The organism is Streptomyces ossamyceticus (genome assembly GCF_001418475.1).
GTDB classification, from domain to species: domain Bacteria; phylum Actinomycetota; class Actinomycetes; order Streptomycetales; family Streptomycetaceae; genus Streptomyces; species Streptomyces ossamyceticus.
The window spans coordinates 1-17,265 of the sequence record NZ_LIQX01000203.1; the positions used below are offsets into that span (position 1 = coordinate 1).

Here is a 17,265-nt window from a genome sequence, read left to right on the forward strand (position 1 = left end):
GTCGTCGGCGGTGACGGAGACGGCGAACAGTTCACGGCCGAGGACGTCGAGGACGGTGTCGGCGACGGCGCGGGGCGACGCGGTGACCAGGGCGGTGGGGACGCCCTCGCGGGCCAGGGCCCGCAGCAGCTCCAGAGCGCCGGGCCGGGGCACGATCCCGGTGCGGACCCGCTCGGCGAACTCCCGGTGGAGCGCGGCGGCCAGTTCGCCGAGCGGCGCGTCGGTGATCCCGGCGAGCCAGGCGGCGGTGTGCTCGACCGGGCGGCCGAGGACGTCCGGCTGGTCGGCCCCGGTCAGCGCGCGTCCGAGGCCGGCGGCCACCTCTTCCACCGCCTCCCACCAGAGCCGCTCGGTGTCGACGAGCGTGCCGTCCATGTCGAACAGGGCGGCCTGCAACGGGGGTCGGGACAAGGGCTTCTCTTTCCGTGGAGGTGTCGGGACGGTGCCCGACCGCAGGAGCCGGGCGGGGTCAGCGGTGGCACGTGGGCGGTGCGGGGCGGCGCTTGCCCCGCAAGGCTCGATGGCAGCGCGCGCCCCGAGGCTCGATGGCAGCGCGCCGCCTGCGAGGCTCGATGGCAGCGGCATGCCGCAAGGCTCGGTGGCAGCGGCATGCCCGCAAGGCTCCGTGGCAGCGCGCGGCCCGCAAGGCCCGATGACGGCGCGGCACGCGAGGCGGGGTGGTCAGCGCGGGGCACGCGGGGCGACCAGCACCGGTCGCTCCGGGAGGGTCACGGTCACGGCCGTTCCCGCGCCGAGGGTCGCCGCCTCGTGGGTGGGCAGGTCTGCCTTGACCTCGGTGCCGTCGGCGAGCCGTACGGTGAGGCGGGTGGCGGCGCCGAGGAACGCGGAGGCGACCACACGGGCGTCCCCGGTCTCCTCGGGCCGTACCCCGACCGCCTCCGGGCGCACGAGGACGTCCACCTCGTCGCCGGCCGGCGCCGCCCCGTCCACGGGCAGCCGCCGCCCGAGCACCTCGACCGTGGTGCCGTCCAGCCGTCCGGGGATCCGGCTCATCGTGCCCACGAACTCGGCGACGAAGGCGGTGGCCGGACGCCCGTACAGCTCGACGGGGGCCGCGCACTGTTCGAGCCGCCCGGCGTGCATCACGGCGACCCGGTCGGCCATGGACAGGGCCTCCTCCTGGTCGTGGGTCACGAACAGGGTGGTGATGCCCAGCTCCTGCTGGAGCCGGCGGATCTCCTCGCGGAGGGTGAGCCGCACCTTGGCGTCGAGGGCGGACAGCGGTTCGTCGAGCAGCAGGACGCGGGGCCGCAGGGCGAGCGCCCGGGCGAGGGCGACGCGCTGCTGCTGGCCGCCGGAGAGCTGGTGCGGGTACCGGTCGCCCTTGTCGGCGAGGCCCACGAGGTCGAGCAACTCGGCCGCCCTGGAGCGTCGTTCCGGCGTGCGCACCTTGCGCATGCGCAGGCCGAACGCCACGTTGTCGAGGGCGCTGAGGTGAGGGAAGAGGCTGTACGACTGGAAGACCATGCCGGCGTCGCGCCGGTGGGCCGGGACGCGGGTGACGTCCTCCCCGTCGACGAGCACCTCGCCGGCGTCGGGGTGCTCGAACCCGGCGAGCATCCGCAGCGCGGTGGTCTTGCCGCAGCCGGAGGGGCCGAGCAGGGCGAGCAGTTCGCCGGGCCGGACGGTCAGGTCCAGTCCGTCGAGGGCGACGGTCGTCCCGAACTCGCGGCGCAGTCCCCGGAACTCGACGGTCGCGGCGGTGTCGGTGGTATCGGTGGCGGTGGTCTCAAGGACGGTCATGGTTCATCCCCGTGAGGCGGAAGCGGTTGGGGTGCGTCCGCCGAAGGAGGCGAGCGCGAGGAGCATGGCCCAGGTGACGAGCAGGCTGAGCACCGAGACGGCGACGGAGAGCTGGGCCTGCGAGCCGCTGACGTTGACGATCCACACGGCGAACGGCCTGAAGCCCAGCAGTTGGGCGACGGTGAACTCGCCGAGCACAAGGGCCAGGGTGAGGAACGCGGAGTTCAGCAGGGCCCCGCGCAGATTGGGCAGCACGGCCCGCACCAGTGCCTGCGGCCAGTTCGCCCCGCAACTGCGGGCGGCCTCGACGAGGGTGCGGACGTCCATGGCGCGCAGGCCGGCGTCGAGGGCCCGGTACACGAAGGGCAGCGCCATCACCACGTAGGCGAGGACCAGCACCACGGGGAAGTCGGGGTTCTGGACCGCGACGAACGTCTGGAACAGCGGGGTGCGGGAGAGGTGTTCGGGCCCCCACTTGAGCACGGTGCCGAGCCCGGCGACGAACGCGATCGGCGGCACCACCAGCGGCAGGGAGCACACGACCTCCACGACGGGCCGCAGCCGGGGAGCGCCGAGCCGCAGCGCGACCATGGCGGGCACCATCAGCAGCAGGACGACGGCGATGGTCGCGGCGGCCAGCTCCAGCGACAGCAGGAGGCTGGAGACGAAGCCGTCGGTACCGAGGATCCGCGTGTACGCGTCGAAGGTGACGCCCTCGCCGGGCACGTCGACCGTGAAGATCACGGAGGCGGCGAGCGGGACGAGGAAGTACAGCCCGGCGCAGGCGAGGACGAGCGGGCGCCACAGGGCGGGGCGCCGCGCGGCCGGGCGCCCCGGGTTCAGGCCAGCCATCGGGCGCTCCGTCGTTGCAGGGGCAGGTAGACGGCCATGACCAGCCCCGCGATCAGGACCATGTCGAGGCTGAGGGCGAGCGCCACGTTCTCCTGGCCGACCAGGACGTTGCCGGAGATGGCGTCGGCGATCTGGAGGGTGACCAGCGGGATCGAGCTGCCCACCATGGCCGCGGCGGTGGCGTACGCGGCGAAGGCGCTGCCGAAGAGGAGCACGAGTCCGCCGAGCAGTGAGGGCGCGAGGACGGGCAGGGCCACGTGGACCCAGTACTGCGGTCCGGTGGCGCCGTTGTTCTGGGCGGCCTCCCGCCACTGGACGCGCAGTCCGTCGAGGGCGGGGGTGATGGTGAGGACCATCAGCGGGATCAGGAAGTACAGGTAGACGATGACCAGGCCCCAGAAGCTGTAGAGGTCCCAGCCCTTGTCCGTGAGGCCCAGCTGCCGGGTCAGCACACCGGAGTTGCCGAGGGTGGCGACGAACGCGAAGGCGAGCGGGACGCCACCGAAGTTGGCGAGCACCCCGGAGGCGGTGAGCACGGCCTCGCGCAGCGCCGGGAAGCGGGAGGTCACCACGGCCTGGGCGAGCGGCAGCCCCAGGACGGCGGCGAGGCCCGCCGAGACGGCGGAGAGCTTCACGCTGCCGAGCATGGCCGTGAGGTAGGCCCCCTGCACGGAGGCCGTCATGTTCGCCGTGGTGTACGACGTGGCCCCGGTGGTCTGGTCCTTGACGGTGAACGCCCCGTTCAGCATGGCGAGTGCGGGCAGACCGAAGGCGACGGCGACGAAGGCCAGCAGCGGGAGGACGGCGAGCCGGCCGCCGGCGCGGGGCCGCCGCTTGGGAGAAGCGGCGGCCACCAGCGGGGTGTCGGCCTCGGTGACGACGGCGGTCACCCGGAGACCGCCTTGGCCCAGCCCTGCCCGAGCACGTCCTTGGCCTTGGTCTGCTGGTCCTCGGTCGGGAACTCGGGGGTGCCCTCGACCTCGGGCAGCTTGGCCGCGGCCGCCTTGTCGAGCGTGCCGGCCTTCTCCATGGCGGGCATCAGGGCCGGGCGGGCGTATCCGGCGAGCCACAGGTTCTGGCCCTCGGCGCTGTACAGGTACTCCTGCCACAGCCGGGCGGCGGCCGGGTGCGGCGCGTCCTTGTTGATGGCCTGGGAGTAGTACTGGGAGAACTTGCCGTCCGCCGGGACGACGACCTTCCAGTCGACGCCCTTGGACTTGAACTCGTCGGCGTACCCGGCGTTCAGGTAGTCCCAGTCGATGCTGATGGGCGTCTCGCCCTTCTCGACGGTGGCCGGGGTGGACTCGACGGGCGTGTAGTTGCCGTTCTTCTTCAGCTTGGCGAAGAAGTCGAGGCCGGGCTGGATGTCGTCGAAGGAACCGCCGCTCGCCAGGGACGCCGCCCACACACCGCCGAAGGCCGAACCGGACTTGGTGGGGTTGCCGTTGAGGGCGACCTGGCCCTTGTACTTCGGCTTCAGCAGGTCGGCGAAGGTCTCCGGGCACTCCTTGACGCGCTTGGCGTCGCACCCGATGGATATGTAGCCGCCGTAGTCGTTGTACCAGCGGGCCTTCGGGTCCTTCTGGCCCTCGGGGATGTCGGCGAACGCGGCGACCTTGTAGGGCGCCAGCAGCCCCTGCTGGGCGGCGCTCAGCGCGAAGGAGCTGCCGAGGTCGAGCACGTCGGGGGCGCGGTCCTGTCCCTTGCGGGAGGTGACGGCGTTGATCTCGTCCTGGCTGGCCCCGTCCGGGTTCTCGACCTCGATCTTGATCCCGTACTTCTTCTGGAAGCCGTCGATCAGCGCGCCGTAGTTGGCCCAGTCGCGGGGCAGGGCGATCGCGTTGAGCTTGCCCTCCCGCTTGGCCGCCGCGACCAGCGCGTCCATGCCGCCGAAGTCCTTCGCCGAGGTGGCGGTGGCCGCGTTGACGCCGTCGTCGGTGGTCGTGGTCTCGGGTGCCGCGCCACACGCGCTGAGGGTGAGGACGGCGGCGGCGAGGGCGCCGCCGATGACGGCGGTTCTCGGCGGGAAGAGGTTCACTGGCTCTCCAGGGGTACGCGCAGGGACGATCTGGGTGGAGCACTTGTCTGAACAAGTTGGCCTCATTAGGTCCGCGCTTCATATCACGCACGTAAACTCCGGCGAAATAGTCGTGCACGTTTTCCCGCACAATCACCGGCGGACGCGCTCCTTCAGCGGCCTACTCTCCGGCTCGTTAGGCTGGTCGCGCTGTACACAGCCGTGACCGGACGACGGAGGGGGACCATGGCCGCGCGACACGAGGAGATCGCCGAGGCGCTACGGCGCGCGATCGACCGTGAGGACTACACGGTGGGGAGTCTGCTGCCCCCGGAGACCGAACTCGCGGCCCGCTACGGCGTCTCGCGCGGCACCGTCCGCCAGGCCGTGGCGACGCTGACCGCCGAAGGGCTCATCGGTTCACGTCAGGGCGCCCGCCGGGTGGTGCTGGCCGGCCGGCGCAGCCAGAGCTTCGCGGAGCTGCGCAGCTTCGCGCAGTGGGCGCGGGCGATGGGCCGGGAGGCGACGGGCCGGGTGATCACCCAGGAGTGGCGGACGGCCACCGCCGAGGACCGGGTCCGCCTCCAGCTCGACCAGGGCGCCCGCGTCCTGCACGTACTGCGGCTGCGCGGTCTCGACGGCCGGCCGGTCCTGCTGGAGCGCACGGTCTACGCGGACTGGATCTCCCCCGCCGTCGAGCACATCGAGACGGACTGCCCGTCGGTCACCCAACGTCTGCTGGACGACACCGGGCTGGTCTTCGCCTACGGCGAGCACGTCATCGACGCGGTGGCCGCCGGCGCCCGGGACGCCGAGCTCCTCGCCGTACGCCGGACCAGCCCCCTCCTGCGCGTCCGGCGGGTCACCACCACCCGCGAGGGCCGCCCGGTGGAATGGTCCGACGACCGCTACCGCCCGGACGCGGTGAGCTTCAGCGTGCACAACTCGATCGGCAACAACGCGCTGGCCAGGAAGACCGCGGAGTGATGTGGAGGCTCCGGCCCGCCGACCGCCCCGCTCTCAGGCGGGCGACCCGGAAGAGAACCGGCGCAGCAGAGGGGAGAGAACGAGCACGGACTTCGTCCGCTCCACGAACGGCTCCCCCGCGATCCGCTCCAGCACCCGCTCGAAGTGCCGCATGTCGGAGGCGAAGACCTGCACCACGGCGTCGGCCTCCCCCGTGACCGTCGACGCGGCGACGACCTCCTGGTAACGCTCCAGCCCCCGCTGGATGGTCTCCGGCGACGTGTTGCGCCGGCAGTAGATCTCGACGAACCCCTCGGTCTCCCAGCCGAGCGCGGCGGGGTCCACCCGGACCGTGAACCCGGTGATGGCGCCGGTCGCCCGCAGCCGGTCCACGCGCCGCTTCACCGCGGGCGCGGACAGGCCGACGAGTTGGCCGATGTCGGCAAAGGAGCGGCGGGCGTCCTCGGCGAGGGCGTGCACGATGCGTTCGTCGAGATCGTTCAGCACTGCGGGTGGATCACTTCTCTGGAGTCGCGAGACGGGAGCGGCGATAGCCGTAACTGAAGTAGAACACGAGCCCGACGGCCATCCAGACCCCGAAGACGACCCAGGTGATGGTGTCGAGGCTGCCCATCATCCACACGCAGAACGCGAGCCCGAGCGCGGGCAGCACCGGCGACAGCGGCACCCGGAAGGTCCGCGGCATGTCGGGCCGCGTCCGCCGCAGCACCACGACCGCCACGTTGACCAGCGCGAACGCGAACAGCGTGCCGATGCTGGTGGCGTTGGCGAGCTCCCCGAGCGGAATGGCCGCGGCGAGCACACCGCAGAACAGCGACACGATGACGGTGTTCACCCGAGGCGTGCCCGTCTTCGGGTGGACCCGCGAGAACACCTTGGGCACGAGCCCGTCCCGCGACATGGCGAAGAGGATGCGCGTCTGGCCGTAGAGCACGGTCAGCACGACGCTGGCGATGGCGATGACCGCGCCGGCCGCCAGCAGCGTCCCCCAGAACGCGTCCCCGGTGACGTCCTTCATGATCCCGGCGAGCGCGGCCTCCGAGCCGTCGAAGCCCTTCCACGGCCGCGCACCGACGGCGACGGCGGCGACCAGCACGTACAGCGCGGTCACGATGATCAGCGACAGCATGATGGCCCGCGGCAGGTCCCGCTGCGCGTTCTTCGCCTCCTCGCCGGCGGTGGAGGCGGCGTCGAACCCGATGTACGAGAAGAAGAGGGTGGCCCCGGCGGCGCTGACGCCGGCCATGCCGAGCGGCATGAAGTTCTCGTAGTTGCCGGAGCGGAAGCCCTGGATGCCGATCAGGCAGAACAGCAGCAGCGCGGCGATCTTCACGACCACCATGATTGTGTTGGCGCGGGCGGACTCACGGGCGCCGCCGAGCAGGAACGCCATGGCGAGCAGGACCACGATGAGGGCGGGCAGGTTGAAGATCCCGCCGTCACCGGGCGGCGCCGACAGCGCGTCCGGGATGGTCACACCGAGGGTCCCGTCGAGCAGCTCGTTCAGGTACTCGCCCCACCCGACGGCCACGGCCGACACCGAGACCCCGTACTCCAGGACCAGACACCAGCCGCAGATCCAGGCGACCAGCTCACCCATCGTTGCGTACGCGTACGAGTAGGAGGAGCCGGAGACCGGGATGCTGCCGGCCAGCTCCGCGTAGGAGAGGGCCGAGAACAGCGCGGTGAGGCCGGCGATCACGAAGGAGAGGGTGACGGCGGGCCCGGCCTTGGGGACGGCCTCGCCGAGGACGACGAAGATGCCGGTGCCGAGGGTGGCGCCGATGCTGATCATCGTCAGCTGCCACATGCCGAGGGAGCGCCGCAGCGAGCCTCCCTCACCCTGCCCACCCTCCGCGACCAGGCGTTCCACGGGCTTACGGCGCATCAGCCGTCCGGCGACACCGCCGGGTGGCGGGACGGGGTGACTCTGCTGCTGCGGGGGTGCGCCTTGGTCGAGCACGCGCCGGCTCCTTCGTCGAATGGGTTCAGGGCGAGAGAGGACCGACAGCACCGCAACCGAGGGCCACCGAGCAGGAGGTCCCCGCAACGCCACGTACAGCGCACGACCCTATGAGCCAGGGCTTTACATGCGTAATGCGGCAACCTTGCGCAGCCACGCAAGATCGTTGCGTTCCTCGGGGAGGGGCGTGCGTTCGTTGCACGCCTGCTTCACACCGTTGCGATCGGTGTCTTTTCAGGCCGGTATGCGCGCAACGAAGTCGCCCCTCGCCCGCAGGACGTTCGGCAGCCGTCAGCTCCAGCTGGCGTGCAGCGGCTTGCCCTCCGCGTACCCGGCCGCGCTCTGGACGCCCACGACGGCCCGCTCCGCGAACTCCTCCAGCGATCCCGCGCCGGCGTACGTGCACGACGACCGCACGCCCGCGATGATCGAGTCGATCAGGTCCTCGACGCCGGGCCGCGCCGGGTCCAGGAACATCCGCGACGTGGAGATGCCCTCCTCGAACAGCGCCTTCCGCGCCCGGTCGTAGGCCGACTCCTCGCTCGTGCGGTTGCGCACCGCCCGCGCCGAGGCCATGCCGAACGACTCCTTGTACAGCCGCCCGCCGGCGTCCTGCTGGAGGTCGCCAGGCGACTCGTACGTCCCCGCGAACCACGACCCGACCATCACGTTGGACGCGCCCGCGGCGAGCGCCATCGCTACGTCGCGCGGGTGCCGGACGCCGCCGTCGGCCCACACGTGCTTGCCGTACTTCCTGGCCTCCGCCGCGCACTCCAGGACCGCCGAGAACTGGGGCCGTCCCACACCGGTCATCATGCGGGTCGTGCACATGGCGCCGGGCCCGACACCGACCTTGACGATGTCCGCGCCCGCCTCGATGAGGTCGCGGACGCCGTCCGCGGCGACGATGTTGCCCGCGGCGATCGGCACCCGGGGGTCGAGGTCCCGCACCAGCTTGACCGCACTGATCATCGACTCCTGGTGCCCGTGGGCGGTGTCGATGACGAGCGTGTCGACGCCGGCGTCGAGCAGCTGCTTCGCCTTGCCCGCGAAGTCGCCGTTGATGCCGACGGCGGCGGCGACGCGCAGTCGGCCCTTGGCGTCGACGGCCGGGGTGTAGAGCGTGGCCCGCAGGGCGCCCTTGCGGGTCAGGATGCCGGCGAGGCGGCCGTCCTGGTCGACGGCGGGCGCGTAGCGGCGGTTGGCGTGGTCGAGGCGGTTGAATGCCTCGCGGGGGTCGATGTCCGCGTCGAGGAGCAACAGGTCCTTGGACATGACGACTTCGAGCTGGGTGAAGCGGTCGACCCCGGTCAGGTCCTGGTCGGTGACGACGCCGACGGGCCGCAGCTGGTCGTCGACGACGACGCCCGCGTTGTGGGCGCGCTTCGGCAGCAGGGCGAGCGCGTCGGCGACGGTCTGGTGCGGGTTGAGCACGATCGGGGTGTCGAGGACGAGGTGGCGGCTCTTGACCCAGGAGATGACGTCGGTGACGACCTCGATGGGGATGTCCTGCGGGATGACCACGAGTCCGCCACGGCGGGCGACCGTCTCGGCCATGCGGCGGCCGGCGATGGCGGTCATGTTGGCCACGACGAGCGGGATGGTGGTGCCCGTGCCATCCGGTGAGGCCAGGTCGACGCCCTGCCGCGATCCGACGGCGCTACGGCTCGGGACCATGAAGACGTCGTCGTAGGTCAGGTCGTACGCGGGCTGGATGTCATTGAGGAAACGCACGTGCCGCACATCCCAGTCGTTCAGAGGTGACCCCCTGACAGGACCGCCAGGGGGAAGAGCACGTACTTCATTGTCCCATGTCGGCGGGTATGGGCGTCCCCGACGGATCGTCCAGAGGACCGGGCGCGGGCTAGGAGGATCCTCCGAGTGCGAGCACGACGCGCAGGTCGGTCCCGGTGCCCGTCCAGCGGTCCGCGGCCTCGGCGAACACCTCCTGGGCGATGCTCCAGTCGTTCGGCTCGGCCAGCGCGTACTCACGCCATCCGGTGATCACGACCAGCCGTCCGCGGACGGGCGGTGCCCACGACAGGTCCGTGAGGCAGTCGGCGAGGGCGTCCCAGTTGCGGCCGAAGTGGCCGGGGAGGTCCAGGGCGCGGGCACAGCGGTCCATGAACGCGGGTTTGTCGGTGACCCCGGTGAGGTCCAGCTCGACGTGGAGCCAGTCGCCGGCGCCCAGCACCTCCGCGAGTGTGCTGCCGCTCATGTCCGTACCCCTTCGTCTCGGTACCGTCTTCGTCTCGGTACCGCCGTGACCGGCGCCTGGTGGCGGGCGGCTCCCTGCTCCCCGCGTTCTCCGCCTCCCCCGGCACGGTCCCGCAGCGAGCGCGAGGGGCGGGCCACCGCGGCACCTGCCGGTGCCACCGCGCCCGCCCCTGCCCGGCTCCCGCCGGGACCGTCCGTTCCGCTCCCGTGACCGCTCAGTGCCCGTCCGGGTCCGCGCGGTTGAGCGCGGGCCGGGGGGTCTGTCCGGCCATCAGCAGGGAGTCCGCCGCGGAGGTGTCGGTGACGAGGCTGGTGACCAGCCCCGACCGCAGCACCGCGTCGATGGCCGCCGCCTTGCGCTGCCCCCCGGCGATCGCGACGACCTCGGGGATACGGCGGAGCTGGTCGGCCTTGACCGTGATGCACCGCTCCCCGAGGTCCCGCCCGACCCGGCGGCCCTCGGCGTCGAAGAGGTGCGCGGACATCTCGGCGGCGACACCGAGGGAGGCGTAGTGGGCACGCTCCTCGTCGCTGAGCATGTCGTGCACCGTGGAGATGCCCGCCTCCCAGGAGCCGATGGAGACGCAGGCGACCGTGACCTTGTCGAAGTACTCGAAGGCCCGGGCGATCCCCGTCTGGTGGCGCAGGGCGGCCGCGGTGGCCGCGTCCGGCAGCAGCATCGGCGCGTAGATGGGGTGGGCGTCGCCGCCCGACACCTGCGCGGCCCGTCGTACCGCCTCCACCGAGCCGCGCTCGGCGGTCCCCGCGTCGTAGACACCCGTCAGCTGCACCACCGTGCACGGCGGCAGCCGGTCGAGGGCGGCCGCCATGTGGATGGTCGAGCGCCCCCACGCCAGTCCGAGGACATCGCCCTCGTTGACCAGTTCGCCGAGCAGGTCCGCGGCCACCTCGCCGAGGTTCTCGGGGTCGGGCGACTCCTCGGCCTCGGCCGGGGACTCGACGACCACGGCGTGCCGGAGGCCGTAGCGGGCACGCAGGGCGTCGGAGCGCTCGGCGTCCAGTTCCGCGGGGACTCGGATCTCGATGCGTACGAGATCCCGTTCGAGGGCGGTCTCCAGGACCCGGGCCACCTTGAAGCGGCTCACGCCGAACTCCTCGGCGATCTGGATCTTCGACTTGCCCTCTAGGTAGAAACGGCGGGCCATGGCCGCCGCCTGAACCAGCTCAGCGGGTCCCATCCGCATGGCTGACCGGCCCGCCGACATACCCGACACGGTCATCTCCTCACTGCTCTTCACACATGGATACGCCGTTCATCCTTGCAGATCCGACGTTTTCGATCAGCCGGAAGGAACGCCGTTCACGTTTCCTTGGCCCGGAGGTCGCTCGACCTGCCCCGCTCGTCCGGCGGTCGCACGGTCGTACGACAGGGTGTCTCAGTGCCCGCAGGCCCACCCGGCGGTGGCCGTGGTGGCGTCGGCCTGGGCGCGCAGCGCGCGGACCGCCTCGGCCGGGTCGTCGGCCCCGTACACCGCGGAACCGGCGACGAAGACGTCGGCGCCCGCCTCGGCGCAGCGCTCGATGGTGGACGCGGCGACGCCACCGTCGACCTGGAGCCACAGGTCGAGGCCGTGCTTGCTGATCAACTCGCGGGTCCGGCGGATCTTGGGGAGCATGATGTCGAGAAAGGCCTGGCCTCCGAAGCCCGGTTCGACCGTCATGATCAGCACCATGTCGAGTTCGGGCAGCAGGTCCTCGAACGGTTCGATCGGCGTCGCGGGCCTGAGCGCCATGGAGGCACGGGCACCCTTGGCCCGGATCTCACGGGCGAGCCGCACCGGTGCGGCGGCCGCCTCGGCATGGAAGGTGACGGAACCGGCACCCGCTTCCACGTACTGGGGCGCCCACCGATCGGGGGCCTCGATCATCAGATGACAGTCCAGCGGCGTCTGCGTCGCACGGGCCAGGGACTCTACGACCGGCACACCGAGCGTGAGGTTCGGGACGAAATGGTTGTCCATCACGTCTACATGGAGCCAGTCGGCCCCTTCGACCGCCTTCGCCTCGTCGGCGAGACGGGCGAAGTCGGCGGACAGGATGCTTGGGTTGATCTGCGCGGCCATGGACCAAGCCTGCCATGCCCTCCGGGGGTAGCGGGGCCGGGGTGGGCACCGTCGTACGTCGACCGCGGGCTCTCCGTGCTCGCTCGCGCACTTCCCCGCACCCCTGGGGCGGCGAGGTTGCGGGGGTTGTCATGACGAGGAGCCGGGGTGTCGGCCACCTGGTGTGCGGGCGGCGCGCGAAGTGGGTCGTGCTGGGACTGTGGCTGGTCCTGCTCTTCGTGGTGGCACCGCTCGCCTCCAAGCTGACCGACGCGCAGGACAACGACGCGGCGTCGTGGCTGCCGGGGTCCGCCGAGTCCACACAGGTCCTGGAGCTGTCCGAGGACTTCCGGCCCGAGCAGATCCCCGCGGTGGTCGTCTACGCGCGGGAGAGCGGGCTCACCGCCGAGGACCGGGCGGCGATCGAGGAGGACGTGCGGGAGCTCAAACAGCTGACCGATCACGGGATCATCGGCGCCCAGACCCGGGGGCCGGTGTACGACCGGGCGACCGACCCGAGGGCCGCCCAGATCTATGTGCCGATCACGATGGACGAGAAGGGCTGGGAGCGGATCGCGCCCGCGGTCGACTCGATCCGCGACGACGTGGGCGAGGGCGGCGACGGGCTCGCCGTGCACATCACGGGTCCGGGCGGGACGAGCGCCGACTTCTCCGAGGCCTTCGAGGGCATCGACTCCACACTGCTGCTGTCGGCGATGGCCGTCGTCATCGTGATGCTGCTGTTCACGTACCGCAGTCCGACCCTTCTGGTGATCCCGCTGCTCGCGGTGGTCGCCGCGCTGTTCACGGCCCAGGCGCTGATCTATCTGCTGGCCGAACACGCGGGGCTGACCGTCAACGGGCAGAGCGCGGGCATCCTCACCGTGCTGGTCTTCGGCGCGGGCACCGACTACGCCCTGCTCCTCGTCGCCCGCTACCGCGAGGAGCTGCGCCGCCACGAGGACCGCCACGAGGCGATGGCGCTGGCCCTGCATCGGGCGGGCCCGGCGGTGATCGCCTCGGGCGCGACGGTCGTGCTGAGCATGCTGGTGCTGCTGGCCGCCGAGATGAACTCGACGAGCGGTCTCGGCCCGGTGGCGGCCATCGGGGTCACGGTCGCGCTGCTCGCCATGATGACGCTGTTCCCCGCCCTGCTGGTGATCGTCGGTCGCTGGATCTTCTGGCCGGCTATCCCGCACTTCGGCACGGAAGACCCCACCGAGCGCGGCGTGTGGGCGCGGATGGGCCGGCGGATCTCCGGCCGTCCGCGGACGACCTGGATCGCCACGGCGGCCGCCCTGGCCCTGTGCTCGCTGGGCCTGATCCAGCTGCGCGCCGAGGGCATCGGCAACGCGGACGCGTTCACCGGGAAGCCGGACTCGATCGTCGGGCAGGAGGTCTCCGCACGCTACTTCCCCGCGGGCAGCGGCGATCCCCTGGTGATCATCAGCAACCAGGCGCAGGCCCGCGAGGTGGGCCGCACGGTCGCCGACACCGAGGGGGTCGTACCGGACTCCCTCGGGCTGCCACCGGGCACGAAACCCTTCCACGACGGCAAGGTCCTCTTCGAGGCGACCATGTCCGACCCGGCCGACAGTGAGGCCGCGAAGGCCACCGTCGAACGGGTCAGGGACGCCGTCCACGCGGTCCCGGACGCCGACGCGCAGGTCGGCGGCGGCACGGCGGCCCTGCTGGACATGGACAGGGCCACCACCCACGACAATCTGCTGATCATCCCGCTGGTGCTGCTCGTGGTCCTGCTGATCCTCTGCGCCCTGCTGCGCGCGCTGATCGCCCCACTGGTGCTGATCGGCACGGTGATCCTGTCGTTCGCCGCGGCCCTCGGCATCAGCGCGCTCGCGTTCCGCCATCTGTTCGACTACGCGGGAGAGACGACGGACTTCCCGCTCTTCGTCTTCGTGTTCCTGGTCGCACTGGGCATCGACTACAACATCTTCCTCACCACCCGCATCCGCGAGGAGGCCGCCCACCTGGGCACCCGCAAGGGGGTCGTGACGGGCCTCGCGGCCACGGGCGCGGTCATCACCTCGGCGGGCCTGGTCCTGGCGGGCACGTTCGCCGCGCTCGCCACCCTGCCCATGGTCGCCTTCGCCGAGATCGGCTTCGCGGTCGCCCTCGGCGTCCTCCTCGACACCCTGATCGTCCGCTCCGTCCTCGTCACGTCCCTCTTCCTGGACATCGGCCCGAAGGTGTGGTGGCCGCACCGGCTGGCCCACGAGGACGACCCCCGGACCCCCTCACCGGTCTGAACCGTCGTCAGACGGTGGCGTACGGGGTCCAGAGGGCAGCCGGTGAGCTGGTGCGACACCATGATGGACAGACTGGAGGACGTTCTGGAGGCGGGCGACCCGGACCGTCTGTGGACGGACTTCCTGGGGGGCTGAGCACCCTCGGCCGCGCGACCGACCTCCACGACGCCCTCGTCCCGCTGGTCACCGGCACCCTGAACGACGACCACGAACAGGCGGACGTCTTCGCGATGAACGGCCTCGGCATGCTCCTCGACGACATCGGCGACACCCGCCTCCTGGCCCGGTGGCGGGAGGCGGTCCGCACCTCACCGGACGCCGACGTACGTGACCTCGCGGACGACGACGAACGGGACGAGGAGACGCCCGAGGAGGATTTGGGGAGCAACCGCCAGGCGAGGCGCGCCCGCGGGGTTGGACGGCGGTACCCGGCGTTGGGACGGCGGTACCCGGCGTTCAGGCGGTGCGGCGGATCAGCGCCAGGTACATCGCGTCCGTGCCGTGCAGATGCGGCCACAGCTGGATGTCGGGGCCCTCACCGAGCGCCGGTACGCCCTCCAGCATGGGCCGGGCGTCGATGAGGTCGGCCGCGTCGCCGTACTGCTTGAGGACGTCCGCGACGACCGCGCGGGTCTCGGCGAGGTGCGGCGAGCAGGTCGCGTACCCGACGACGCCCCCGACCCGTACGGACTCCAACGCGGTCCGCAGCAGGGCCCGTTGCAGCGGGGCGAAGTTCTCGAGGTCGTCGGGGCGGCGCCGCCAGCGTGCCTCGGGCCGCCGTCGCAGGGCCCCCAGACCCGTGCAGGGCACGTCCATCAGCACCCGGTCGAAGGAACCTGGCCGCCACGGCGGGCGCGTACCGTCGGCCGCGATCACCTGGTACGGCCCGGGGTTGCCGTGGAGCGCCTTGGCGACCAGGCCGGCGCGGTGCGGCTGCTTCTCGGAGGCGAGCAGGACGGCACCGCGTCCGGCGGCGAGCGCGGCCAGCAGCGCGGCCTTGCCGCCGGGTCCGGCGCACCCGTCCAGCCAGGCCCGGTCGGGCCCGTCGAGCGGCGCGTTCGCGAGGGCCAGCGCCACGAGCTGGCTGCCCTCGTCCTGCACACCGGCACGGCCCTCCCGTACGGCGTCGACGGCACCCGGCTCCCCGCCCTCGGTGAGCCGCACGGCGTAGGGCGACCAGCGCCCCGGCATCGCGGAGTCCTCCCGGAGCAGTTCCTCGGTGGTGGCCCGGCCCGGCCGGGCGACCAGCGTGACCTCGGGCCGCTCGTTGTCCGCCTCCAGCAGGTCCTCGATCCCGGCCCGACCGCCGCCGAGCGAGTCCCACAGCGCGGAGACGACCCACCGGGGGTGCGAGTGCACGACGGCGAGGTGGTCCTCGGGGTCCTCGTCGTACGGCGGCGCCACACGCTCCAGCCAGCCGTCGAGGTCGTGCTGGGCGATCTTCCGCAGCACGGCGTTCACGAACTTGGCGCGCCCGTCGCCGAGCACGACCCGCGCGAGGTCCACGGACGCGGAGACGGCCGCGTGCGTCGGGATGCGCGTCCCGAGCAGTTGGTGCGCGCCCAGGCTCAGCACGTCCAGCACCGGCGGGTCGACCTCGCGCAGCGGCCGGTCCACGCACTCGGCGATCACCGCGTCGTAGGTCCCCTGCCGGCGCAGCGTCCCGTACACCAGCTCGGTCGCCAGCGCGGCGTCCCGCGCGTCGAACGCGTCGGGTCCCTCCTTCTCCCGTGCCTTCCGCAGCAGTGGCGGCAGGACGAGATTCGCGTACGCGTCCCGCTCGTCGACGGCCCGCAACGCCTCGAAGGCGAGGAGGCGGACGGGGTCCTTCTGCGGCCGTCGGTACGGCTTGCCCGGCTTACGCGGAGGGCGGGACTGCTCACTCACGAAAAAGGTGCTCCGGATAAGGGATGAGATGCCACGACCAGCGTACGTCGCGGGTCGGCGGTGGGGGCGGGGCCCGGGGGCGATACCTCTGGGCGGTGCCCTCGGCGCCGGAGGGCACTGCCTCCCGGCGGTGGACGCGGTTGCCGGGGAACTCCTCGAAGCGGTGCTCTCGGCGCCGAGGAACTGCCTCTAGACGGCGCCCTCGGTGCCGAGGGACTCCCCGGAGGAGATGCGCACGCCGCGCGCCCAGTCGGCGGCCTTCATCGGCTTCTTGCCCTGGGCCTGCACCCAGAGCAGCTCCACGGCGTACGAGCCGGTCCCGGCGTACACGTTGTTCTTGCCGACCTCCAGCGCGCCCGGCGCGAGTTCGGTCCGGTCGGGGACCGGCGCGACATGGATGAGCTTCAGCCGCTCGCCCCGGAACGTGGTCCACGCGCCCGGAGCCGGTGTGCACCCGCGCACGACCCGGTCGACGCGCAGCGCGGGCGCCGCCCAGTCGATCCGCGCGTCGTCGACGGTGATCTTCGGGGCGAGGGTGATCCCGTCGGCGGGCTGCGGCACCGCCTTCAGGGCGCCGTCCTCGATCCCGTCCATCGTGGCGGCGAGCAGCCCGGCCCCCGCGAAGGCGAGCCGCGTCAGCAGGTCGCCGCTGGTGTCCGTGGACCGGATCTCCTCGGTGACCGTCCCGTACACCGGCCCGGAGTCGAGCCCCTCCTCGATGAGGAACGTGGACGCGCCGGTGATCTCGTCCCCCGCCATGATCGAGTGCTGCACGGGCGCGGCACCGCGCCAGGCGGGCAGCAGCGAGAAGTGCAGGTTGACCCAGCCGTGCGCGGGGACGTCGAGGGCGACGCGCGGCAGCAGGGCTCCGTAGGCCACGACCGGGCAGCAGTCCGGCGCGATCTCCCGCAGCCGGGCGAGGAAGTCCTCGTCCCGCGGCCGGTGCGGCTTCAGCACCTCGATGCCGGCCTCCTCGGCCCGCTGAGCCACGGGGCTCGCGACGAGCCGCCGTCCCCGTCCCGCCGGCGCGTCGGGCCGCGTCACCACCGCGGCCACCTCATGCCGCCCCGACGCGATCAGCGCGTCCAGGGCGGGAACCGCGACCTCGGGGGTACCAGCGAAGACAAGCCTCATGGGTGACTGTCGGCCTCTCGGACGGAACTTCAACAACCCCTGCACACAAGACACAGGACAACGCACCAGTCTATGCCCCAGGCTCCCCACCGACCGCTCGCACCCCGCACC

15 protein-coding genes are annotated in these 17,265 nt (G+C 72.0%); 2 read left to right on the forward strand and 13 right to left on the reverse strand.

Annotated features, from left to right (window positions below):
• The 5 genes from AOK15_RS16435 to AOK15_RS16455 all read right to left on the reverse strand — a co-directional run.
• The coding region (locus tag AOK15_RS16435; protein ID WP_157870268.1) for an HAD family hydrolase at positions 1–411 on the reverse strand (411 nt) is incomplete at its 3' end.
• A gap of 270 nt (positions 412–681) precedes the next feature.
• Entirely contained in the window at positions 682–1,764 is a 1,083-nt protein-coding gene (locus AOK15_RS16440; RefSeq protein ID WP_055517426.1) for an ABC transporter ATP-binding protein, read from the reverse strand.
• Between the two features lie 3 nt (positions 1,765–1,767).
• Positions 1,768–2,616, reverse strand: a complete 849-nt coding sequence (locus AOK15_RS16445; protein WP_055517429.1) for an ABC transporter permease — start codon at positions 2,614–2,616, stop codon at positions 1,768–1,770.
• Positions 2,604–3,506, reverse strand: a complete 903-nt coding sequence (locus tag AOK15_RS16450) for an ABC transporter permease (protein ID WP_055517432.1) — start codon at positions 3,504–3,506, stop codon at positions 2,604–2,606. The genes AOK15_RS16445 and AOK15_RS16450 overlap by 13 nt, the downstream gene beginning before the upstream one ends.
• Positions 3,503–4,654 (reverse strand): ABC transporter substrate-binding protein, encoded by a 1,152-nt coding sequence (locus AOK15_RS16455; protein ID WP_055517435.1) that lies wholly within the window; start codon positions 4,652–4,654, stop codon positions 3,503–3,505. Before AOK15_RS16455 ends, AOK15_RS16450 begins: the two co-directional genes overlap by 4 nt.
• A 225-nt stretch (positions 4,655–4,879) precedes the next feature.
• Between AOK15_RS16455 and AOK15_RS16460 the strand changes: the two genes are divergently transcribed.
• Positions 4,880–5,620 (forward strand): GntR family transcriptional regulator, encoded by a 741-nt coding sequence (locus AOK15_RS16460; RefSeq protein ID WP_055517439.1) that lies wholly within the window; start codon positions 4,880–4,882, stop codon positions 5,618–5,620.
• Positions 5,621–5,653: 33 nt separating this feature from the next.
• On the opposite strand, the gene AOK15_RS16465 is transcribed toward AOK15_RS16460, so the two are convergent.
• The 6 genes from AOK15_RS16465 to rpe all read right to left on the reverse strand — a co-directional run bounded on the left by AOK15_RS16465 (position 5,654) and on the right by rpe (position 11,884).
• Positions 5,654–6,106 carry an Lrp/AsnC family transcriptional regulator gene (locus tag AOK15_RS16465; protein WP_055517441.1) on the reverse strand — a complete coding sequence of 151 codons (453 nt, stop codon included), beginning with the start codon at positions 6,104–6,106 and terminating at the stop codon, positions 5,654–5,656.
• Between the two features lie 10 nt (positions 6,107–6,116).
• Entirely contained in the window at positions 6,117–7,583 is a 1,467-nt protein-coding gene (locus AOK15_RS16470; protein WP_055517444.1) for an amino acid permease, read from the reverse strand.
• A 291-nt stretch (positions 7,584–7,874) separates the two neighbouring features.
• Positions 7,875–9,317 (reverse strand): GuaB1 family IMP dehydrogenase-related protein, encoded by a 1,443-nt coding sequence (locus tag AOK15_RS16475; protein ID WP_055517462.1) that lies wholly within the window; start codon positions 9,315–9,317, stop codon positions 7,875–7,877.
• A gap of 130 nt (positions 9,318–9,447) precedes the next feature.
• On the reverse strand, positions 9,448–9,801 hold the full coding sequence (locus AOK15_RS16480; protein ID WP_055517447.1) for a barstar family protein: 354 nt from the start codon (positions 9,799–9,801) through the stop codon (positions 9,448–9,450).
• 214 nt (positions 9,802–10,015) lie between these two features.
• Entirely contained in the window at positions 10,016–11,059 is a 1,044-nt protein-coding gene (locus AOK15_RS16485; RefSeq protein ID WP_055517450.1) for a sugar-binding transcriptional regulator, read from the reverse strand.
• A gap of 138 nt (positions 11,060–11,197) precedes the next feature.
• The gene (gene rpe, locus AOK15_RS16490; RefSeq protein ID WP_055517452.1) at positions 11,198–11,884 is read right to left on the reverse strand and encodes a ribulose-phosphate 3-epimerase; all 687 of its coding nucleotides are present in this window, start codon (positions 11,882–11,884) and stop codon (positions 11,198–11,200) included.
• A gap of 131 nt (positions 11,885–12,015) precedes the next feature.
• On the opposite strand from rpe, the gene AOK15_RS16495 reads away from it, so the two are divergent.
• Entirely contained in the window at positions 12,016–14,133 is a 2,118-nt protein-coding gene (locus AOK15_RS16495) for an MMPL family transporter (protein WP_055517455.1), read from the forward strand.
• 456 nt (positions 14,134–14,589) lie between these two features.
• Here the strand turns inward: AOK15_RS16495 and AOK15_RS16500 are convergent, their stop codons facing one another.
• Both AOK15_RS16500 and fmt read right to left on the reverse strand, forming a co-directional pair.
• Positions 14,590–16,020, reverse strand: coding sequence for an RsmB/NOP family class I SAM-dependent RNA methyltransferase (locus tag AOK15_RS16500; RefSeq protein ID WP_055517457.1), 1,431 nt, complete (start codon positions 16,018–16,020; stop codon positions 14,590–14,592).
• Between the two features lie 189 nt (positions 16,021–16,209).
• Positions 16,210–17,154 carry a methionyl-tRNA formyltransferase gene (fmt, locus tag AOK15_RS16505; RefSeq protein ID WP_055517459.1) on the reverse strand — a complete coding sequence of 315 codons (945 nt, stop codon included), beginning with the start codon at positions 17,152–17,154 and terminating at the stop codon, positions 16,210–16,212.
• Positions 17,155–17,265 lie beyond the last annotated feature (111 nt).